Origin of the sequence: Streptomyces sp. NBC_00057, from assembly GCF_045041165.1 — a bacterium.
GTDB lineage: Bacteria > Actinomycetota > Actinomycetes > Streptomycetales > Streptomycetaceae > Streptomyces.
The window spans coordinates 3,172,674-3,191,953 of sequence record NZ_CP108256.1 but is presented as its reverse complement, the minus strand read 5'-3'; the positions used below and the strand labels follow the sequence as shown (position 1 = coordinate 3,191,953).

At 70.0% G+C, this 19,280-nt stretch carries 19 protein-coding genes and 4 pseudogenes; 15 read left to right on the top strand and 8 right to left on the bottom strand.

The features are described 5' to 3' along the window. Positions 1-6 precede the first annotated feature (6 nt). The 4 genes from OG953_RS14660 to OG953_RS14645 all read left to right on the top strand — a co-directional run bounded on the left by OG953_RS14660 (position 7) and on the right by OG953_RS14645 (position 3,553). The gene (locus OG953_RS14660; protein ID WP_405684642.1) at positions 7-1,170 is read left to right on the top strand and encodes a family 2 encapsulin nanocompartment cargo protein polyprenyl transferase; all 1,164 of its coding nucleotides are present in this window, start codon (positions 7-9) and stop codon (positions 1,168-1,170) included. A 187-nt stretch (positions 1,171-1,357) separates the two neighbouring features. Further along, a complete protein-coding gene (locus OG953_RS14655; protein WP_405684640.1) occupies positions 1,358-2,026 on the top strand; it encodes a DUF6304 family protein in 669 nt (222 codons plus the stop codon). Positions 2,027-2,207: 181 nt separating this feature from the next. Beyond that, the gene (locus tag OG953_RS14650) at positions 2,208-3,191 is read left to right on the top strand and encodes a DUF1648 domain-containing protein (protein ID WP_405684638.1); all 984 of its coding nucleotides are present in this window, start codon (positions 2,208-2,210) and stop codon (positions 3,189-3,191) included. Positions 3,192-3,193: 2 nt separating this feature from the next. Further along, entirely contained in the window at positions 3,194-3,553 is a 360-nt protein-coding gene (locus tag OG953_RS14645; protein WP_405684637.1) for a GntR family transcriptional regulator, read from the top strand. 198 nt (positions 3,554-3,751) lie between these two features. On the opposite strand, the gene snpA is transcribed toward OG953_RS14645, so the two are convergent. Next, positions 3,752-4,426 (bottom strand): snapalysin, encoded by a 675-nt coding sequence (snpA, locus tag OG953_RS14640; RefSeq protein ID WP_405684635.1) that lies wholly within the window; start codon positions 4,424-4,426, stop codon positions 3,752-3,754. Between the two features lie 51 nt (positions 4,427-4,477). Here snpA and OG953_RS14635 point away from each other — a divergent pair. From OG953_RS14635 to OG953_RS14620, 4 genes and pseudogenes are all read left to right on the top strand, one after another. After that, a pseudogene (locus OG953_RS14635) lies at positions 4,478-5,161 on the top strand (LysR substrate-binding domain-containing protein); the annotation flags it as partial. 86 nt (positions 5,162-5,247) lie between these two features. Next, complete coding sequence (locus OG953_RS14630) at positions 5,248-6,255, top strand: NAD-dependent epimerase/dehydratase family protein (protein WP_405691827.1); 1,008 nt, start codon at positions 5,248-5,250, stop codon at positions 6,253-6,255. Between the two features lie 343 nt (positions 6,256-6,598). Next, the gene (locus tag OG953_RS14625) at positions 6,599-6,958 is read left to right on the top strand and encodes a DUF952 domain-containing protein (protein ID WP_405684633.1); all 360 of its coding nucleotides are present in this window, start codon (positions 6,599-6,601) and stop codon (positions 6,956-6,958) included. Continuing rightward, on the top strand, positions 6,955-7,872 hold the full coding sequence (locus OG953_RS14620) for an NAD(P)H-binding protein (RefSeq protein WP_405684632.1): 918 nt from the start codon (positions 6,955-6,957) through the stop codon (positions 7,870-7,872). Before OG953_RS14625 ends, OG953_RS14620 begins: the two co-directional genes overlap by 4 nt. A 128-nt stretch (positions 7,873-8,000) precedes the next feature. On the opposite strand, the gene OG953_RS14615 is transcribed toward OG953_RS14620, so the two are convergent. Then, positions 8,001-8,480 carry a VOC family protein gene (locus OG953_RS14615; protein ID WP_405684630.1) on the bottom strand — a complete coding sequence of 160 codons (480 nt, stop codon included), beginning with the start codon at positions 8,478-8,480 and terminating at the stop codon, positions 8,001-8,003. Positions 8,481-9,007: 527 nt separating this feature from the next. Between OG953_RS14615 and OG953_RS14610 the strand changes: the two are divergent. Together OG953_RS14610 and OG953_RS14605 are read left to right on the top strand one after the other, a co-directional pair. After that, positions 9,008-9,187 (top strand): annotated as a pseudogene (locus OG953_RS14610) (hypothetical protein); the annotation flags it as partial. A gap of 236 nt (positions 9,188-9,423) precedes the next feature. Beyond that, on the top strand, positions 9,424-10,518 hold the full coding sequence (locus OG953_RS14605) for a hypothetical protein (RefSeq protein WP_405684628.1): 1,095 nt from the start codon (positions 9,424-9,426) through the stop codon (positions 10,516-10,518). 879 nt (positions 10,519-11,397) lie between these two features. Here OG953_RS14605 and OG953_RS14600 read toward each other — a convergent pair. Further along, positions 11,398-11,763: pseudogene (locus OG953_RS14600) on the bottom strand (hypothetical protein); the annotation flags it as partial. Between the two features lie 71 nt (positions 11,764-11,834). On the opposite strand from OG953_RS14600, the pseudogene OG953_RS14595 reads away from it, so the two are divergent. Further along, a pseudogene (locus tag OG953_RS14595) lies at positions 11,835-12,340 on the top strand (tyrosine-type recombinase/integrase); the annotation flags it as partial. Between the two features lie 7 nt (positions 12,341-12,347). On the opposite strand, the gene sodN reads toward OG953_RS14595, so the two are convergent. Continuing rightward, on the bottom strand, positions 12,348-12,743 hold the full coding sequence (sodN, locus tag OG953_RS14590; RefSeq protein ID WP_093899557.1) for a superoxide dismutase, Ni: 396 nt from the start codon (positions 12,741-12,743) through the stop codon (positions 12,348-12,350). Positions 12,744-12,923: 180 nt separating this feature from the next. On the opposite strand from sodN, the gene sodX reads away from it, so the two are divergent. Beyond that, complete coding sequence (sodX, locus tag OG953_RS14585) at positions 12,924-13,382, top strand: nickel-type superoxide dismutase maturation protease (RefSeq protein ID WP_405684627.1); 459 nt, start codon at positions 12,924-12,926, stop codon at positions 13,380-13,382. Here the strand turns inward: sodX and OG953_RS14580 are convergent. Continuing rightward, a complete protein-coding gene (locus tag OG953_RS14580) occupies positions 13,286-13,915 on the bottom strand; it encodes a CGNR zinc finger domain-containing protein (RefSeq protein WP_405684625.1) in 630 nt (209 codons plus the stop codon). The genes sodX and OG953_RS14580 overlap by 97 nt on opposite strands. A gap of 89 nt (positions 13,916-14,004) precedes the next feature. On the opposite strand from OG953_RS14580, the gene OG953_RS14575 reads away from it, so the two are divergent. The 3 genes from OG953_RS14575 (at position 14,005) to OG953_RS14565 (ending at position 16,166) form a co-directional block, all read left to right on the top strand. Continuing rightward, positions 14,005-14,766, top strand: coding sequence for a class I SAM-dependent methyltransferase (locus OG953_RS14575; RefSeq protein ID WP_405684624.1), 762 nt, complete (start codon positions 14,005-14,007; stop codon positions 14,764-14,766). A 147-nt stretch (positions 14,767-14,913) separates the two neighbouring features. Continuing rightward, positions 14,914-15,402 carry a SigE family RNA polymerase sigma factor gene (locus tag OG953_RS14570; RefSeq protein ID WP_405684623.1) on the top strand — a complete coding sequence of 163 codons (489 nt, stop codon included), beginning with the start codon at positions 14,914-14,916 and terminating at the stop codon, positions 15,400-15,402. Further along, on the top strand, positions 15,399-16,166 hold the full coding sequence (locus tag OG953_RS14565) for a hypothetical protein (RefSeq protein WP_405684622.1): 768 nt from the start codon (positions 15,399-15,401) through the stop codon (positions 16,164-16,166). The genes OG953_RS14570 and OG953_RS14565 overlap by 4 nt, the downstream gene beginning before the upstream one ends. An 88-nt stretch (positions 16,167-16,254) precedes the next feature. Here OG953_RS14565 and OG953_RS14560 read toward each other — a convergent pair whose 3' ends face one another. From OG953_RS14560 to OG953_RS14550, 3 genes are read right to left on the bottom strand one after another with little or no spacing between them, the layout of a single operon-like run. Further along, on the bottom strand, positions 16,255-17,022 hold the full coding sequence (locus OG953_RS14560; protein ID WP_405684621.1) for an amino acid ABC transporter ATP-binding protein: 768 nt from the start codon (positions 17,020-17,022) through the stop codon (positions 16,255-16,257). Next, complete coding sequence (locus OG953_RS14555; RefSeq protein ID WP_405684619.1) at positions 17,019-17,957, bottom strand: amino acid ABC transporter permease; 939 nt, start codon at positions 17,955-17,957, stop codon at positions 17,019-17,021. The genes OG953_RS14560 and OG953_RS14555 overlap by 4 nt, the downstream gene beginning before the upstream one ends. Positions 17,958-17,984: 27 nt before the next feature. Continuing rightward, complete coding sequence (locus tag OG953_RS14550; RefSeq protein ID WP_405684618.1) at positions 17,985-18,941, bottom strand: ABC transporter substrate-binding protein; 957 nt, start codon at positions 18,939-18,941, stop codon at positions 17,985-17,987. Positions 18,942-19,280: the final 339 nt, after the last annotated feature.

Genomic DNA, 19,280 nt, shown 5'->3' with positions numbered 1-19,280 from the left:
ACGGCGATGTCCGGGCCCCCGTCAACCTCCGCCACCGGGCAGCCGTGCCCGGGGCGGCCTCGGGAGGACGCCCCAGTGAAGACCCACCACGCACCCCAACCACCCACACCCCGGGCCCCGGGTGACAACGACCCGGCCGCCCTCGCAACGCAGAGCCGGGAGGCCACCGCCCTCCTGGAACAGACCCGCACCCTCGTCGATCCCCATCTGCACGCCGCCGTCGACTCCTTGCCCGGATCGATCCGCCGCGTGGCGATGTACCACTTCGGCTGGCAGCAGGCCGACGGCACCCCGTCATCGGGACGGGCGGGCAAGGCGATCAGGCCCGCGCTCGTCCTTGCCGCCACCCGGGCGCTGGGCGGCGACCCGAAACGGGCCGTACGGGCAGCCGTCGCCGTGGAACTGGCCCACAACTTCACCCTGCTGCACGACGACGTCATCGACGAGGACCGGACTCGTCGGCACCGGCCCACGGCCTGGGCGGTCTTCGGTATTCCGGACGCGGTCATCGCCGGTGACGCCATGCTCGCCCTCGCCCAGCGGCTGCTCGCCGAGGACACCGGCCCGGCCTCGGCCCGCGCCTCGGCGAGGCTCTCGACCTGTGTCATCGAGCTGTGCGCAGGCCAGCAGGCCGACTGCGCCTTCGAGGGCCGCGGGCCGGACGAAGTCTCGCTGGACGAGTGCCTGACCATGGCCACCGCCAAGACGGGCGCTCTGCTCGGCTGCGCCTGCGCACTGGGTGCGCTGTACGCCGGCGCGGGGGAGCGGGCGGTCGGCGCGATGGACGGATTCGGCCGGGAGGCGGGCCTCGCCTTCCAGCTCATCGACGATCTGATCGGCATCTGGGGGGATCCGGCGCAGACCGGAAAGCCGGTCGGGGCGGATCTCGTCGCCCACAAGAAGTCCCTGCCCGTGGTCGCCGCACTGACCTCCGGCACGCCCGCAGCGGCCGAACTGGCCGCGCTCTACCGGGGGTCGATGAATACACCCGGTGAGGTGAGCCGCGCCGCCGATGCCGTCGACCGGGCCGGCGGCCGGGACTGGGCGCAGATCTGTGCGGCCGACCGGATGGCACGCGCGGTCCACCACCTGTCCCGGGCGGTCCCCGACCTGGCCCCGGCGGGCGATCTCCTGACCCTGGCGGAGTTCGTCACCCGCCGGACGCACTGAGCACGGGGAGGAGGGAGCGGTACGCAGAGCGGGATCGGAGGGGGCGCGGAGAAAGGAGCGGAGCGCCGAGACCGGTGAAGGGGGCGGAGGAAGGAGAACGGAGCAAGGTGCCGAGGTCACAAGGCCCGTGAGACGAAAAGGAGGGCGACCGGGCGGCTGTCATGGGCACGGGCTACAGTCCGTGCCCATGACAGATGAGTCATGGGCAGGGTGGTACCGGGACCGGCAGGGTTCCGACGCCGTCATCCTCACCACCGACGGACAGCAACTCCGCCTCCGGACCAGGGGCGTCGACTTCGAGGGCGAAAGCTTCGACGGCCTCGCCCCGGTGGCCGGCACACCACCGGCCGACGACCTGTTCGCCCTGGTGGACGGTGCGTTGGGCGACTGTGTCCTGGAGTGGGACCTGCCGCTCCCGGTCCTCTGGGACGGAGCCGTCCATCAGGCCACGCTCAGCTGCCTGTTGTCGCTGCGCCGCCCCGATCCGTATCTCTACCTGGAGCTGCAGTTCGGCGGGGCGGCCTACCGGTCCCATCGTGCAGAGAGCGACTTCGCGTCCGCCCTCGCCACGATCCAGCGCGCCCTGCCGCCCGGCGTGCGCCTGCAGACCTGCATCGCCTGCGCCTTCTCGGACTACTTCCCGTCTCCCGGCCGTGGCCTTTCCGGCGGCCTCGCATGCTTCCGCGGCGCCAAGGACGCCTACCGCGGGGCGGCCGGTGAGGGCGATGTCCTGGATCTGTGGGACCGGCGGACCGGATTCGTCCAGGAGATCTGGAGCTGCCGCGAGTACGAGCCCCGCCCGGACCAGGGTGCCGGCACCGGGCACCGGGGTGCGTTCCCGCTGGAGCTGGCTTGATCTTCCCTGCCTGACCGGTTGTTGCCGCCCTCCAGTTGCTCGTCGGACTGTTCCTGACCACTGCGAGGGCGGTCCGTACCTGATCCCGCCACCCCCGACGGCATGCCACCCCCGACGGCATGCCGTCAAAGTTTTGCCACACCTCCATTGTTCTATTAGCATGCAAACAATGGAGGTTTTCATGAAGCGTAAGAATCTGGGCCGAGCGACTCTCGTCGCCCTGCCGTTCCTGCTCGCGCTCGTCGCCGATCTGGTGCTGCTCGCCGTCTTCCGCGATCGGCTTCCCGGACAACTGGCCAGTCACTTCCAGGCCGATGGTCGGGCGGACGGCTATGCGGGGCAGGTGTGGCACGCCGTGGCCAGCGTTCTGCTGTTCGCCGTGACCGGTGCTCTGTGGGCCCTCACGGTGGTGCGAGGGAAGTTCTACGGGTGGGCCTACCGCTGGCTGGTCGCCGGTGGATACGCCTTCGCCGGATTCCTCGGCTGGGTGATGGCAGCAGTGCTGCTCGCCAACGTGGATGCCGGTGAGAATGCGCAGGGGGAGGGGCAAGGTGTGTTGTTCCCGATGTGGCAGCTCGCCGTCGCCCTGGGGGTCGCCGCGCTCGCCGGAGGGCTGGGGATGGTGCTGGCCGCGCTCGGTCCCGTACCGAAGCAGCCGGCCGCGACCGGGCAGGCCGGGGACGGTGCGCGGATCGCGCTCGCCGACGGGGAGGTCGCCGGATGGGCGCGCAGCGCCGGGAGTTGGTGGCTGCCGCTGATCGCGCTCGCGCTCGTGGCCGGCGGGGTGGTGCTGCTGTTCGTCTCGGGCTGGGCGGCCGCGATTCCGCTGCTGCTCCTCGGTGTGCTGCTGGCCGCCTTCGCCCGGCCGTACGTGGTGGTGGACCGGCGCGGCATCACCATCTCGGGAATGCTGCCCTGGCCGCGCCTCAGAGTGCCGCTCGACCGGATCGAGGCCGCGACCAGCAGGGACATCAACCCCCTTGCGGAGTACGGGGGATGGGGCTATCGCATCCGACCGGGACGGAGCGGTGTCATGATCCGCTCCGGTGAGGGAATCGTGGCGACACTGGCCGGCGGCCGGGACTTCGCGGTGACCGTCGACGATTCGGCGACCGGCGCCGCGCTCCTCAACACCCTCATCGACCAGCGCCGAGCGGAGCACTGATCATGCTCTTCCGGGTCGATCCCACCTCCACCGTGCCGCTCGGTGATCAGATCGCGGCGTCCGTGCGCCGCGCCGTCGCCGAGGGGACGGTGGTGCCGGGCGAGCGTCTGCCCGCCGCCCGCGTGCTCGCCGATTCCCTGGGGGTCAATGTCCATACGGTGCTGCGGGGTTATCAGCAGCTCCGCGAGGAGGGGCTGATCGAACTGCGCCGGGGGCGCGGTGCGGTCGTCACCGGCGGCGCATCCCCGCACCGGGCCCGGCTGCTGGAGCGTGTACGCGAAGTGGTCGCGGACGCGCGCGAGCTGGGGATGACGGAGGACGAGCTGCTGACCCTGGTCCGTACCGCACTCAACAACCCGTAGGTCAGCGCAGGTCGTCCCAGCCCCAGCGCGGCGTCGGGCCGGGATCCGATTCCAGCATCCCTCGGAACGAGTGGCGCGCCCGGTCCGTTCGCTGCGGGCGGATCAAGTGGGGGCGAGCGTTCACCTGTCCGTCAGCGGCTCAAGGGGCCACCCCGTCCTACGAGGTGGCCCCGGTGCCGCTGAGCAGCCGGACAGTGGTCAGGAGCCGCTGCGGGCGAGTGCGACCGCGAAGCCGTTCTGCCACAGGTGGTTCACCCGGCTGCGCTCGTTCGCGTTGGGATACGGGTTGGTGCAGGACGGGCCGGGGCCGCCACCCGACATCAGCTCGCTGCACGGGCCGGAGTAGTGGTCCGGAAGGCCGAGCACATGACCGGTCTCGTGCGCGGTGACGCGGGTCGAGTCGTACTGCTGGTTCTGTGCGTGGTCGAGGAAGATGTACCCGTTGCCGTGCCCGTCGGTGCCGGCGTACGAACCGCTCGGGTCGTTGCCCTCGTAGTAGGCGAAGTCGGCGTTCGAGCCTTCCTGGAGCCGGACGTTGGAGACCGAGCTGTTCCAGATCCGCGCACTGCTGGATATCTCGGTGCGGAAGCTCGGTGCGTTGGCGGTGCTGTAGACGATGGTGACCGCCTGGGTGCCGGGGTTCTCCGCCCGCTTCCTGGCGACGGACTTGGCGACCGCCTCGAAGAACGCCTTGTTCGCGGCGGCGCTCTCGTGCGACCTGGAGTCGGAGGTGTAGCCCGCGTGGGCCTCCGAGGCGGCGGGGGGTGCGGCGGGCGCGGGAGAGGAGGCGATGGCGGGTGCGGCGCCCAGTGCGGCCGCGAGTCCGAAGCCGAGGCCGACCACGGCCGACATGACGGTCCTGGGGTGTCTCATGGGGGGTCTCCTGCCGATTACCTGTCCGATGAACCCGTCCGGTCATCGGACGACGGAATGACCGCCCTGGTCAGCGAGGCGAAGGCGGAGGACGACGCGGTTCGCGCCTCGGGCCCGCAGCTGCGCATCGGCTGCACCACGAGCAGGGTCATCGGCGGCTGGCTGCGCAGGCTGCGGCTCCGGCTCCGGCTGCCCGGCACGGACATCTCGCTGCGGGTCGACGTATCGGCCAGTGCCCTGCTGCATACGGTCGATGCGGGCGGGCTCGATGTCGCCTTCGTGTATGAGGTCGAGGGCTGTCCGCTGGCCATCCCGGAGGGCCTTGAGCAGCACGTACTCATGGACCGCGAACCGCAGTTCATCTCCATGGCCCGGGACCATCCGGCCGCCGCCCGGCCCGTGGTCGACCTCGGGGACCTGGCCGCCGACCGGTGGATGGTCGACCCCACGGTGGACGGCGAATGGGACGGGCTGCGCCGGGTGTTCGGCGAGGCGGTCGCACCCTGCCAGCCCACCTCCGGGCCGCGCGACGACATGGCGATCCGTCCGCTGCGCGACGACCCCCTGGCCGTACGGCTGCTGCTGGTGTCCCGGCCGGGCGCCGACATGACGACGGTGTACGGGGAGCTGGAGGCGGCCTACCGGGAGGCGGCCTACCGGGAGGCGGCCCAGCGGGCGGCCGGGTACGACCAGTGGCTGCTGCGCAACCGCAGCCGGCTAGCCCGCACACAGTGAAGGACCGCTGTCCGATTCCGCCAAGAGCGAGAACCTGTTCCGGCCCGGCCGTCCGGCGGGCAGAGTCGGCCCCCATGAGGCTTCTGGTGCTGGGCGGTACGGAATTCGTCGGTCGCGCCGTCACCGAGGCGGCGCTCGCGCGCGGCTGGGAGGTCACGGTGTTCCACCGAGGCCGTCACGCACCCCCGCAGGGCGTGACGGAACTCCTCGGTGACCGCACCACCGGCGACGGCCTCGCCGCGCTGGCAGCAGCCGCCGGCCGCCACGGGGGTACGCCCGACTGGGACCTGGTCGTCGACACCTGGAGCGGCGCCCCTTCGGCCGTACGGGACGCGGCCCGTCTGCTGGCCGACCGGGCCGCCCGGTACGCGTACGTTTCCAGCCGTTCCGTGTACGACTACCCGGCCCCGGCCGGTCTGCCCGAGGACGGCCCGCTGGTGGCCGGTGCCTCGCCCGACGCCGGTGGGGACGTCTCGTACCCCCTTGCCAAACGCGGCGGCGAACTGGCCGCACTCGACGCCTTCGGGGACTGGGCCCTGCTGGCCCGCGCGGGACTGATCCTGGGCCCCTGGGAGAACGTGGGCAGACTGCCCTGGTGGCTGCTGCGGATCGCCCGCGGCGGGCCCGTACTGGCCCCGGGGACACCGGACCTGATGCTCCAGTACATCGACGCCCGTGACCTCGCCGATTGGCTCCTGGACGCGGGTCGCGGTGGTCTGCACGGGCCGTACAACCTGGTCAGCCGCCCGGGCCACGCCACCATGGGGCAGCTGCTGGACGCCTGTGTACGCGCCACCGGCTCGGACGCGGAACTCCGCTGGACACCCGCTCAGACCATCCTCGCGGCAGGTGTGGAGCCCTGGAGCGACCTGCCGGTCTGGCTGCCGCCGGGCGAGCTGTACGACACCATGCACCGGGGTGACGTCAGCAAGGCGTACGCGGCCGGTCTGCGCTGTCGGCCGGTCGGCGAGACGGTCACCGATACCTGGAAGTGGCTGGTCGACTTGGATGGCGTGGCCCCGCAACGGCCGGACCGGGCCGCGGTCGGTCTGGACCCGCGGGTGGAGGCCGAACTGCTGGCGGATACGGCCTGACGCGCGCTCGCGCGCACGACATGCCCCGACGCGGCCCTACGTATCGGGGCATCCGGGTGCACCTGAAACCGGCCGGGCCACCCCGACCCCTTCGGAGAGGCAATCACCCACCCCAGCCCCTTCGGAGACGACACCCGCACCGAAGCCCACCCCCACCCACTCCCGGCCGCACAAGCCCGACCACAACCGGCCGGACGACCCCGGCCACGGGGGCTCGTTCCCGAACACGGGTTCCCACGGCGGTGTATGGATTCTCGGCGGCATCGCGGCAGTTCTGCTCGCTGCCGGATCGGCGGCCACGCTGATGGCCCGCAGGGCGCGTCGACGCAGCTAGCTTTGGCCCATGGCCGAACTGCTGCTGCACCTCACCGAAGGCCCCTTGTGGGAGGCGGCCCGTGGGATCGGGACGTACGAGATGTCCACCCGCGGCCGCACCCTGCACGAAGAGGGCTTCATCCACTGCTCGCTGCCGCACCAGCTCGCAGGCGTGGCCGAGATGCTGTACGGCGCCGGGAGCCGGGCCGGGACCGGTGACCAGGATCTGGTGGTCCTCGCCATCGATCCCGCTCGTCTCCAGGCACCCGTACGGTACGAGTCCGTCGCGCCCGGCGGCGAGGAGTTCCCGCACATCTACGGACCCGTCCCGGTGGACGCGGTCGTGGAGGTGCGCCCCTGGCTGCGAAAGGAAGGCGACCCCGCATGAACCCCTCACCCCCCACAGACCCAGGCGCCTCCATCGTCGCCGTCACCGGCGCGAGCGGTGCGGTCGGCGGCCGTGTCGCACAGCGCCTGGTGCGCGCCGGTGTGCCTGTGCGGCTCCTCGGCCGCGACCCGTCCCGGCTGCCGGAGCTGCCCGGCGCCGTCGCCGCACCGCCCGCCCCCTACGGTGACGGGGAGGCCATGCGTCGCGCTCTCGCCGGGGCGCACACGCTGTTCCTCGTCTCGGCGCACGAGAGCCCCGACCGGGTGCGCCAGCACACGACGGCCGTGGACGCGGCGGTCGCGGTGGGCGTCGAACGCCTCGTGTACATCTCCTTCCTCGGCGCGGCGCCGGACGCCACGTTCACCTTCGCCCGGGACCACTGGCACACCGAGGCGCACATCCGGGCCGCCGATGTGCGCTACACCTTCCTGCGCGACAGCCTGTACCTCGCCGGGCTCCCGGCGATGACCGGAGCCGACGGGGTGCTGCGCGGTCCGGGTGGCGACGGCCGGGTGTCGGCGGTGGCGCACGAGGACATCGCGGACGCCGCGACCGCCGTGCTGCTGGCCGACACCGAGAGCGCCGACACCCGCCACGACGGGCTCACGTACGACCTCACGGGTCCCGAGGCGTTCACTCTCGCCGAAGCTGCCGAGGAAATGGGCCGGGTCACCGGCCGGACCATCACCTACGTACCGGAGACCCGCGAGGAGGCCTATGCCTCACGGGCGCAGTACGGTGCCGAGGACTGGGAGGTGGCCGGCTGGGTGACGTCGTACGAGGCCATCGCCACCGGCGAGATGTCCACGGTCTCGGACGCCGTACCGAACCTCACCGGGCATCCGGCGATGAGCCTGGCCACCTATCTGAGGGAGCATCCGGACAGCTATCGGCATCTGCTGAAAACGGACTGACGCCACGGCGGGCGACACCGGCAGAGGAGCCTGGCCGGCGCCCTGCTTGCCGGCGCCTTCCTCGGTCCGCGTCGCGCCAGGGGCGGCGAGCGGCGGTGACTACGGGTTCACCGCCGCATCGGCGGCTGTCAGCCCTCGTCGTGCACTTTCTGCAGCTCGGCGATGTCCAGTTTCTTCATGGCCATCATCGCCGCGGTGGTCCGCGCGGCCTTCTCGGCGTCCTGGTCGCCGATCAGATCGATCAGCGCCTCGGGGACGACCTGCCAGGAGACGCCGTATCTGTCCTTCAGCCAGCCGCAGGGCCCCTCTTCGCCCCCGTCGGTGAGGCTGCTCCAGTAGTAGTCCACCTCGTCCTGGTCCGAGCAGTGGATCTGGAACGAGATGGATTCGTTGAAGGTGAACTGCGGCCCGCCGTTCAGCCCGACGAACTTCTGGCCGTTGATCTCGAACTCGACCGCCATCGCCGATCCGGCAGGCCCGGGCCCTGCTTCGGTGTAGCGGCCGATCCTGCCGAGGCGCGAGTTCTTGAAGACCGAGAGGTAGTACTCCGCCGCCTCCTCGGCCTGCCCGTCGAACCACAGACATGTGGTGAAGCCCTCGGTGGTCATCGCTGTCTCCTGTCGTGAGCGCATGTCCGTCGTGCGCGCATGTCCACCCATACCGACTGATCCCGTACTGGAAACTCATCGGTCGCATATTGGGGGGGGCATCGGTGGCGCCCCGGCCCACGGCGGACAGCCGCGGCTCAGCGGGTGTCCGGTCCGGGCCGGGACCATTCCCGTCCGCCACGTACGAAGAGGGGTATCAGCGCCGTTCGGCTCCACATGGTTCCCGCGGGTGAGGCGAGAGCCATCGGCGACGAACACTGCCGGTTGCAGCAGGTCGATCGAGACGATGGTGGCCACGCGGACGGCGACGGACAGTATCGCAGCCGGGAAGCGGACCAGCGCGAGGGCCCCGGACCGGACGAGCACCGGCAGGGGCACGGTGACGGCGGGGATCCCGCCGGGTGGCACGCCCCCGCCCCGGATAAACGGCTGGCCCCTGGCGGGCGTTGACCCTAGGCTCCCCGGAACGGGACTGCGCAGTCCCGCAGGTTGCGGAGTCGTGGCAGAGCGGCCCGGGCTGGCACACCGTCCGGTGCACCAGTTGGCGGCAGGACGCCACCACGCTGATCGGGCCCCTCCTCGACCTCCCGCCCCTGCCGCACATCGACCTGCCGCGCCCCCAGATCACCACCAGTCACCCCAACGGCTACCTGTGGAAGCGCGACCACGTCGACGCCCGGCTGCGCGCGGTGCTGGGCGACGCCCCCAGGTTTTGATTCTGGCAGGGACCGCGATGCCCTCCCGGATGGCCATCACATAGCGGTTCACAACGTGGTATCCACCGGTGTGGCCGAGGGCGGTCAGAACCCTTCAGTTGGCCAGTTGAGAAAGGGTGGCGCGCACACCGTCCGCCCAGCCGGCCTCGCTGTCAGCGCTCTGTGTCATGATGCGGACGCGTCCCAGGGGAGTGGGCCGCGGTCTGCTGATTGCCAGGGGGTTGGGGATGGGCGCGGGCACGGAGCCGGACGGCTCATCCAGGTCCGACGAGGAGTGGGAGCGGTTTCTGCGCGAGTCGGTGGCGGGTGCCGCCGACGCGCCCAAGGAGCCGTCGGCGCGGGCCCGCGACGCGGCAAAGCGGCTGCGCGCGGAGCCCGGCCGCGGCCTGGAGGGCTGGCGCAGCTACACGCCCGCGCGGCCCAAGCGGCGCACGGGCTGGTACGTGGTCGGGCTGCTGGCCTCGTTGGTGCTGCTGGTGGTGGCGCTCGCGCCGGGGCGGATAATGGACCTGTTCGCCGGCGCTGACTCCCCGCCGCTGGCGGCCGAGACCGCCCGCCCGACCCAGGTACCCCCGGCGGAGGCGGCCCAACGCCCCACCATGGACGAGCCGTTCCGCGGTTCGCCGGCGGCGAGCTGGGCGAGCGGAGCGGCGGGGATCACCGTGCCGAAGGCCGGGGCGGTCGGCTGGATGAGCGCGGCCGAGGTCGAGCGGGCCCTCGCCCGCAGCCGGGACTTCCTCGTCGCGTCCGGCCTGGACCGCGGGGTGCTGCGGGGCGAACGCCCCGAGAAGGCGATTGCGCTGATAAACCCGCACCAGAAGGACGTCCAAGACCTTCTCAAAACCGCTTTCCGAACCCCGAGCGAGAAGAACGACCCCCTCCTCCTCTTCAGCCGCTTCCAGCCCTCCCGCACCCAACTGGTCGGCGACGTCGTGAAGACCCGGGGTCGGCTCACCTACCGGGAGGGCGAGCGCGGCGCGCTCCAGGTGACCGCCGACGTCACCTTCGTCTACCCGGTCACCCGCGCGGAAGCGGGCGGCGACGACGAAATCGTGCGCACGATCGTCCGGCGCGAGCTGGTCCTGAGCTGGGACGACCCTGACAAGGTGATCACCGAGCCGGGCACGTTCTCGATCGTCTCGTACAAGTACGACATGACCAACGGCGGCTGCGGCGCCCTCACGGGCTACTTCACCCCGCCCTTCGGCACGGACCGCCGGGCAGACGAGGCCGGCACGGAGGTCGACCCGTACGACCGCAGCGCGCCGGTCGGGCGGGGCGAGTCCTCTGGGGACGAGTGCGGGAGGGCGACGCGGTCCTAGCGGGCGTTACTCGGTGGCGGCCACCCCAACCCCGAGGGCGATGAACATCCAGCTGCCGATCCGCTCCCAGCGCCGGCGCCAGGCCGGTCGCCCGAGCACCGCGCGCAGCCGGGCGGCGACGTGCACGAGCGCCAGCCAGTAGACGACGCCGATCGCGACATCAAGCGCGCCGAGTCAGCCACGTCCGGCGTGAGGCCTACGGCATCCGCTGGTCAGTGACAGACGGCGGGGATCGCCGGTTGCCGCTGCTCCGCAGGTCAGAGGGTGCTGAGATGCTGGACGGAAGAGATGCTGTTGGTGATCTTCGGCGCGAGCCCCCTTCGAGTTCCGGCGGTCGCTGGTCATGCAACAGCCGCCAAGCCAGGCTGCCGGCCGAGGGCAGTACGAGAGACGCCCATCGGCTACGACTCCGCCATCCCGCACAGGCGTAACGGCACGACGTCCATGGACCTCAACAAGATCACCAACAACATCCGGAACTCCGGTCAGAGCCATCTCCAAGGAGCCCCAACAGATCCCGCCACGATGCGTGGCGAGGGGATCTGACCTGGGTCAGCGGTGCTGACTGCGCTCTCCGGGCCTCATGGCCACTGGTGTGGCCGGTGGGTGTGGCGTGGCTGACATGGACGACGTGCCGCTGACCGTACTTCGCCTGCAAGCCGCTTGAGCCCGCCTGTTCGGTTGAGCGGTGATGCGCCAGTCGAGGACCTCGGCGGGGCGGTCGGCACTGTCCAGTTCTCGCTGGGCGCCGACCGTGGCCAGGAGGTGCCGGGGGTTGTGGCCGGCAGTCTCGGCGCGGGCGAGGGTCGTTGTCAGCGCGGCCCACGCGGGGTCGGCGAGGACGCGGTCGGCGTGGTCGGGAAGGGCCGCGCGAAAGGTCAGCCGGTCGCGCAGCGCGTTCAACTCAGGCACGGAGTCCCGCGTGCGGAACGGGGTAAGTCGCTCACCCGATTTGCGCTTCTGTATGCGGATCACGACCGCCCGGTCCATGATCGTGTCCGGCAGGTCGCCGATCCCGGCGAGCGCGGCCATGGCGAAGGTGGGGAACGCGGTCGGCTTGTGCTCCGGCCCGGAGATGCGCCAAGCCGGCCGGTTGCGCTGGTGCCCGGCGTTCAGCAGGCCGCGCAGGTCCTCCTTCTCACCCGCCTTGGGGCCGAAGATGGTGTCGGCCTCGTCCACGAGGAGGGTCGGCGGGTTCTTGCCGATGCCCCGGAAGATCACCGCCGGGGAGGTGTCGGCGACCAAGGGGAGCGGTAAATCTCGGGTTCTGGACGTGCTCCACGAGACTGTCCACCAGCCGATGATGACGGTGAACGCGTCTCCAGTCCGGCCTGATCGGCCCGCCGAAGACCGCCAAGTCCCGGCGTACCGTCCCCGTTGGCGAGGTCGTCACCGACGCGCTCCTCACGCACCTTGCCGCGCGCCCTCCAAGGGGTGGCTGTTCACGATGGAGGAGGGAGAACCCCTCAACTACCGTCGCTGGAAGACTGAATGGAACTGCGCTGGCCGCGCACTCCAGGCAGCTGAAAACGAGGCGGCCGAGCGCGAGGGCCGCAAGCCCGTCGAGCTGCCTCACATGGTGACCCATGACCTGCGGCACTTCTACGCCTCCGCGCTCATCGCCGGCGGCGCGAGCGTCAAGCAGGTTCAGATGGTCCTCGGCCACGCGTCCGCCGTCATCACGCTGCGGATCTACGCCCACCTGTGGCCGGGCGAAGACGACCGCACCCGGTCCGCCATGGACGCCGTGCTCGGCGGCCTGCGGACCGGGTGCGGACAGGTAGGCGATGCGACCCGCGAAACCGCAGGTCAGGCGGCCTAGCCATAGATCAAGCCTTCTTGGTCTCCCAGAAGATCTTGTCGATCTGGGCGATGTAGTCCAGCGCCTTCTGGCCCGTCGCCGGGTCCGTGGAGGCCTTCGCGGCCGACAGCGCCTTCAGGGCGTCGTTGACCAGCTGGTGCAGCTCCGGGTACTTCTCGAAGTGCGGGGGCTTGAAGTAGTCGCTCCACAGCACCGAGACGTGGTGCTTGGCGAGCTCGGCACGCTGCTCCTTGATGACCACCGCGCGGGCCCGGAAGTGCGGGTCCTCGTTGGCCTGGTACTTCTCCTGGACGGCCTTGACGGACTCCGCCTCGATGCGGGCCTGGGCCGGGTCGTACACGCCGCAGGGCAGGTCGCAGTGGGCGCTGACCTTCACCTTGGGGGCAAACAGGCGGGAAAGCATTGAGCTGTCCTTCCTCGTGATCGTCTTCTCAGGTGGGACATTACTCCGTGAGAGACGGGATTTAGCGGGTGCCCCCATGGGCTTAGGCCAAAAGTCCAGGGTGAGGATGGGCCCAGTGGCCGAATGTACGGAACGCTGTGCAGGACGGTGTACTGGACGGACCGGGGAGGTGCCGGAGAGATGCAGGAGGTGCCGGAGTTGCCTGAGCTGACGCAGGAGCAGCCCGGGCGAGGGCCGGCTGCGCGTATGCCGTTCCAGGTGGTGGAGGTGACGGGGCCGTCGATGGTGCCCACGCTCCACCACGGGGACTGGCTGCTCGTGCAGTACGGGGCGACGGTGCGCCCAGGGGACGTGGTGATTCTGCGCCATCCGTTCCAGCAGGATCTGCTGATCGTCAAGCGGGCCGCCGAGCGCCGTCGGGGCGGCTGGTGGGTGCTGGCCGACAACACCTTCGCGGGCGGTGACAGCACGGATTACGGGACGGTGCCCGAGGAGCTCGTGCTGGCCAGGGTCCGGGCGCGCTACCGGCCGCTGAAGAAGGATCAGCGGTCGCTGTGGGGTGTGGTGACCTGGGCGGTCTCCGCGCTGCGGCCGGTGTCGGCGGCCCGTTCCGCCTCCAGGCGCTTGCGGGCCCGGTAGGCGGCCACGTTGGCGCGGGTCGCGCAGCGGTCCGAGCAGTAGCGGCGGGAGCGGTTGGTCGAGGTGTCGAGGTAGGCGTTGCGGCACGGCGCCGCCTCGCACAGGCCGAGCCGGTCGACACCGTACGAGGTGAGATGGAAGGCGAGGCCCATCGCCGCGATGGCGGCGTACCCGGCCGTCGCGTTCGACGGGTGGTCGGCCAGGTGCATGTGCCAGTCCGGCTTGCCGTCCTCGTCGCGGAGATCGTGCCCGGAGATCTGCGGGCTGACCGGGAACTCCAGCAGCAGTGAGTTGAGCAGGTCGACGGCGAGTGTCTCGTCACCGCCGTCGGCCGCTTCGAAGACCGCGCGCAGCCGTGCCCGTACGGACCGGAAGCGGGTCACATCCGCGTCGGTCGCTCGCCGGGCCGCCTGTCCGTTGGCGCCGAACAGCTCGCGGACCGCCTCGACGGAGGTGAGGGAGTCCTTGTTGCGGGCCGGCTCCTCGGTGTTGACCAGACGCACGGCAGAGTCCGAGTAATAGGCCAGTTCCACTTGTAGTCCTTACGGCGTCGGTCTAAAGTCGATGCAGCGAACGATGTAATGGGCTTTTGCGGTTCCAGGGTATTACATGGAGGTTCCTCGTGGCGGAGACAACGACAGGTACTGACTGGGCGGCCTGGCAGGAGAGCTGGGACCGGCAGCAGGAGTGGTACATGCCCGACCGCGAGGAACGGTTCCGGGTGATGCTGGACATGGTCGAGGCCCTTGTGGGGCCCCGGCCGAGAGTGCTCGACCTCGCATGCGGTACGGGAAGTATTACGGACCGGCTGCTCAAGCGGTTCCCCGAGGCCACCAGCACGGGCGTCGACCTCGACCCGGCGCTCCTCGCCATCGCCCGCGGCCACTTCGACGGCGACGAGCGCGTCAGCTTCGTCACCGCCGACCTCAAGGACCCGGACTGGGCAGGGAAGTTGCCGTACGACTCGTACGACGCCGTCCTCACCGCCACCGCCCTGCACTGGCTGCACACCGAACCGCTCACCGCGCTCTACCGGCGGATCGGCGGGCTTGTCAGGGAGGGTGGGGTGTTCATGAACGCCGACCACATGATCGACACCGAGACCCCCCGTATCAACGCGGCCGAACGCGCCCACCGCCACGCAACCATGGACCGCGCCAAGGCCGAGGGTGCTCTCGACTGGGCGGACTGGTGGGCCCTCACCGCCAAGGACCCGGTCCTCGCCGGGCCGACCGCGGAGCGGTACAAGATCTACGGCGAGCACGCGGACGGCGACATGCCGTCCGCGCGGTGGCACGCCGACACCCTGCGCGTGGCGGGGTTCACCGAGGCGCGGGCTGTCTGGGCGTCGCCGTCGGACACCCTGGTACTCGCGGTGAAGTAGCGGCAGCAGGTGCAGGAGAGGCGGTACGGGCAGCGGCCCGTACCGCCTCTCTTATTTTTCTGTCCTCTGCTGCAACCCGCTGTGCGTCCCACCGCACTGGAAGGGTGAGACGGTCCGCACCCGCGGGCCCGGAGAGGGGCGCCGACGATGCGGATCGATGACGATGCCGCGCTGCACGCCTTCGTCGAGGGCAGACGTACCGCGCTGTTCCGCAGCGCGTACCTGCTGTGCGGCGACCGGCACGAGGCCGAGGACCTGGTCCAGGCGACGCTGGTCAAAGTGGTGCTCGGCGGACGGCGGTACGGGCGGCTCGACAACATCGAGGCGTACGCACGCAAGACCCTGATCAACACCTACATCGCGGCCCGCCGCCGGTTCTGGCGGCGCGAACAGTCGTACGGCGAACTGCCCGACCGCGCGGGCCACGTGCCCGACACGGACACCGGCCTCGCGGTGCGGGCGGCCCTCGCACGGCTCACGGCCAAGCAGCGAGCCGTACTGGTGCTGCGCTACTGGGAGGACCTGAGCGTCGAGGCCACGGCCGGACTGCTCGGGATGCGGGAGAACACGGTCAAGAGCCATGCGGCTCGGGGGTTGGCGGCGCTGCGCGCCGAAATGGCGGAGGAATTGGTATGAACGACGTGCATGAGCTGCTGCGGCGGGCCGCCGAGAACGCGGGGCAGCCGGTCATCTCCACCCAGGCGGTGTACGCCAGAGCCGCCCGGGTGCGACTGCGGCGCCGGGTCACCGTATCGGCGGCCGCACTCGCCGTGGTCGCCGCCGGAGTGGTCGCGGTACCGGGCCTCGCCTCGGGGGCGAAGTCGAAGGAGTCGTCGGTGGCGGCCCCTGCCGAGCTCACGGGGAACAGCGGCAGGGCCGAGCAGCTGGTCAAGCTGCTGCCCAAGGACGTGGGGAGCGTCGAACAGGTCTCGCTGGCCGTCATCATCAAGAACGCCACCCCCGAGCAGGCCAAGGAACACCCGGTGGGGCCACTGGACGGGCAGTACGCCGTCCGCAGGGACGGCGGCGTCGGCTATCTCACCGTCGACCTGAGGGATGCCGAGTCCGTCGCGAAGAAGTTCGGCGGACTCGATCCGGCCGCGGATCTGTGCAAGCCCACCAACGGGGAGCATCGCCCGGCGGACTGCGTACGCGAGGAGCTCCCGGACGGGCGGGTGCTGACCATCTGGAGCGACCCGATGAAGTACGGGGGCACACCCCTGTGGGGGCCCGAGCTCGTCGGCCGGCTCACCCTGAAGGACGGCGGACTGCTGGCCGTCCGCAGCAGCACCGGTCTCAAGAGCGCGCAGGCGCAGGGCCCGCTCCTCAAGACCCCGCCGCTCACCCGCGCCCAGATGCGGACCCTGATGCTCAGCCCGGAACTGATGCCGAAGAAGTAGAGAACAGAAAGCAGGGGGCAGGAGCAGGGGCACGGAGAGGAGGGCGGTGCGGACCCGGATCGGTCCGTACCGCCCTCCTACTGCGCTCTTAGAGCACCTTTGACAGGAACGACTTCGTCCGGTCGTGCTGCGGGTTGGTCAGTACGTCGCGCGGGTGGCCCGACTCGACCACCACACCGTCGTCCATGAAGACCAGCGCGTCGCCGACCTCACGGGCGAAGCCCATCTCATGGGTCACGACGACCATTGTCATGCCGTCCTCCGCGAGACCGCGCATGACGTCCAGGACATCGCCCACCAGTTCCGGGTCGAGCGCCGACGTCGGCTCGTCGAAGAGCATCAGCTTCGGCTCCATGGCCAGGGCGCGGGCGATGGCCACCCGCTGCTGCTGGCCGCCGGAGAGCTGGGACGGGTAGTTCTTGGCCTTGTCGGCCAGGCCCACCCGGTCCAGCAGCCGCTCCGCCCGGGCCCTGGCCACTGCCTTCGCCTCGCCCTTGACCTGGACCGGGGCCTCCATGACGTTCTCGATCGCCGTCATGTGGGGGAAGAGGTTGAAGCGCTGGAAGACCATGCCGATGTCCCGGCGCTTCAGGGCGACTTCGCTGTCCTTGAGCTCGTAGAGCTTGTCGCCCTTCTGGCGGTAGCCCACCAGTTCGCCGTCGACGTAGAGCTGGCCGGCGTTGATCTGCTCCAGGTGGTTGATGCACCGCAGGAAGGTCGACTTGCCGGAACCGGACGGGCCGATCAGACAGAAGACTTCGCGGGGGGCGACCTCCAGGTCGATGCCCTTGAGGATGTGCGCGGCACCGAAGGACTTGTGGACGCCCTGGGCCTTCACCATCGAGTGCGTGGTCATCGGGCCACCTCCGAACGACGGAACAGGTTCAGGTTGGCCCGCAGGCGCTGCAGCGGAGTGGGCGGCAGGGCCCGCAGCGACCCTCGGGCGTAGCGGCGCTCCAGGTAGTACTGGCCGACGCTGAACACACTCGTCAGGGCCAGGTACCAGATCGAGGCGACGAACAGCATCTCCATCACCGCGAACGAGGTGGCCGCGATGTCCTGGGCGCTGCGCAGCAGATCCTGGTACTGGACGGCGACGACCAGCGACGACGTCTTGAGCATGTTGATGAACTCGTTGCCCGTCGGCGGGATGATCACCCGCATCGACTGCGGCAGCACCACACGCCGCATGGTCTTCGCCTGGGTCATGCCCAGCGCGTGGGACGCCTCGGTCTGGCCCTCGTCCACCGACTGGATGCCGGCCCGGACGATCTCCGCCATGTACGCGCCCTCATTGAGGCCGAGGCCCAGCAGGGCGGCCAGGAACGGAGTCATGACATCGGTCATCTCGTCCCGGTAGAACCCGATGTCGAGGATCGGGAAGATCAGGGCGAGGTTGAACCAGATGAGCAGCTGCACGTAGACCGGAGTGCCCCGGAAGAACCAGATGTACAGCCAGGCGATCGTGCTGGTCACCGGGTTCTTGGACAAGCGCATCACGGCGAACAGCACACCGAGCACCAGGCCCAGGGCCATGGAGGCCACGCTGATGTAGACCGTGTTCCGAAGGCCGGTCAAAATGCTGGGGTCGAACAGCTTGTCCGGCACGGTCGCCCAGCGCACGTTGCCCTGCGAGAAGGCGTACACAAGCCCGACGAGCAACGCGAGCACGACTACGGCGCTGATCCAGCGCCCGTAGTGGCGTACCGGGATGGCCTTGATGGCCTGGGGCGGGGCCCCGTCCGGCGCGGATATCACCCCGGACGGAACCTTCTTGATCTTGTTGTTCACAACGACTGCCCTTCAGCGGTGCGCGGGTCAGGAGCCGCCGTTGACGACTGCTTTGGTGACCGCACCGTCACCGGCGCCCCACTTGTCGAGAGCGGCCTTGTAGGTGCCGTCGGCGATGATCGCGTCCACGGCCGCCCGGAGCGCGTCACGCAGCTGCGTGTTCTTCTTGTCGACCGCGATACCGAACGGGCCGGCGTCCCCCTTGTTGGCGATGGCCTCGAAGTCGTTGCCGCCGCCCGCGGACTTGGCGATGTACGCGGCGACCGGGGAGTCGTTCAGGTCGGCGACTGCGCCGCCCGACTTGACCCGGGTCTGGGCCTCGGCGTCGGTCGAGAAGGCCTCGATGGAGATCTTCGCCCTGCCGTCCGTCGCGCACTTGGCCGACAGGTTCTTGGCGGCGGTCTCGTACGTCGTACCGCGCTGGACGGCGAGCTTCTTGCCGCACAGGTCGTCGACGGATGTGATGCCTTCCGGGTTGCCCTTCTTCACCAGGATGCCGGTGCTGGCGGTGAAGTAGTCGACGAAGTCGACACCCGTACCGGTCTTCTTGCCCTTGCTGTCCAGCCCCTCCTGGCGGGCCTTGGTGTCGCTCATGGAGGACATGACCGCGTCGTAGCGGCCGGTGGGCAGTGCGCCGAGCAGGGTGTCGAAGGTGCCGGAGGTGAACTCGAACCTCACACCGAGCTGCTTGCCCAGGGCCGCGGCGATGTCGGGGTCGACACCGACGATCTTCTCGCCCTGCTTGATCTCCATCGGGGCGTATGTGGCGTCAGTGCCGACCTTGATGACGCCGGCCTTCTGGATGTCCGCCGGCAGCTTGGCGAAGAGCGGTGCGCTGTTCTCGCTGCCGCCCTCCTTCTTCGGGGTGTACGAGTTCGTCTGGTCGCCACAGGCGGTCAGCAGCATGGTGCCGGCGACCGCGATGGCGCCGACCGCTGCAATCCGGGACTTCGCGGCCGTGCGACGTGTGGTGCTTGCGGTCATGATCGGGTTCCTCCGGCAGATGAGGGTGGTGCCAGGCGGTATGACACGCGATGTCGCATGTCGCCGCCCTGTGCGATTACGGCATCTTGCCATTCGGATTTGCCCAAACAGGGGGCCAGTCATGTCAAAATCGGGTAACGGGCGATCCCCGAGCCTCAAGGGGCCGGTACATCAAGGCCGGACCATCTGTGGGGTTTTCTTCTTGACACCGGAGGATTTTCGGCGCGTCTCGACCGGTGAACGTCATTTCGCCAATTGGCTGACTTGTCCAGATATTCGACTATGAGTCACATCACCGCGTCGGTATGGACTCGTCCGTGACGTGGTCCGTCCGGTAAG

Excerpts from the sequence above, each read along its gene's own strand:
- OG953_RS14660 (WP_405684642.1), top strand. The coding sequence starts at position 7 with ATGTCCGGGCCCCCGTCAACCTCCGCCACCGGGCAGCCGTGCCCGGGG.
- OG953_RS14655 (WP_405684640.1), top strand. The coding sequence starts at position 1,358 with ATGACAGATGAGTCATGGGCAGGGTGGTACCGGGACCGGCAGGGTTCC.
- OG953_RS14650 (WP_405684638.1), top strand. The coding sequence starts at position 2,208 with ATGAAGCGTAAGAATCTGGGCCGAGCGACTCTCGTCGCCCTGCCGTTC.
- OG953_RS14645 (WP_405684637.1), top strand. The coding sequence starts at position 3,194 with ATGCTCTTCCGGGTCGATCCCACCTCCACCGTGCCGCTCGGTGATCAG.
- snpA (WP_405684635.1), bottom strand. The coding sequence starts at position 4,426 with ATGAGACACCCCAGGACCGTCATGTCGGCCGTGGTCGGCCTCGGCTTC.
- OG953_RS14625 (WP_405684633.1), top strand. The coding sequence starts at position 6,599 with ATGGCCGAACTGCTGCTGCACCTCACCGAAGGCCCCTTGTGGGAGGCG.
- OG953_RS14620 (WP_405684632.1), top strand. The coding sequence starts at position 6,955 with ATGAACCCCTCACCCCCCACAGACCCAGGCGCCTCCATCGTCGCCGTC.
- OG953_RS14615 (WP_405684630.1), bottom strand. The coding sequence starts at position 8,480 with ATGACCACCGAGGGCTTCACCACATGTCTGTGGTTCGACGGGCAGGCC.
- OG953_RS14605 (WP_405684628.1), top strand. The coding sequence starts at position 9,424 with ATGGGCGCGGGCACGGAGCCGGACGGCTCATCCAGGTCCGACGAGGAG.
- sodN (WP_093899557.1), bottom strand. The coding sequence starts at position 12,743 with ATGCTTTCCCGCCTGTTTGCCCCCAAGGTGAAGGTCAGCGCCCACTGC.
- sodX (WP_405684627.1), top strand. The coding sequence starts at position 12,924 with ATGCAGGAGGTGCCGGAGTTGCCTGAGCTGACGCAGGAGCAGCCCGGG.
- OG953_RS14570 (WP_405684623.1), top strand. The coding sequence starts at position 14,914 with ATGCGGATCGATGACGATGCCGCGCTGCACGCCTTCGTCGAGGGCAGA.
- OG953_RS14565 (WP_405684622.1), top strand. The coding sequence starts at position 15,399 with ATGAACGACGTGCATGAGCTGCTGCGGCGGGCCGCCGAGAACGCGGGG.
- OG953_RS14560 (WP_405684621.1), bottom strand. The coding sequence starts at position 17,022 with ATGACCACGCACTCGATGGTGAAGGCCCAGGGCGTCCACAAGTCCTTC.
- OG953_RS14550 (WP_405684618.1), bottom strand. The coding sequence starts at position 18,941 with ATGACCGCAAGCACCACACGTCGCACGGCCGCGAAGTCCCGGATTGCA.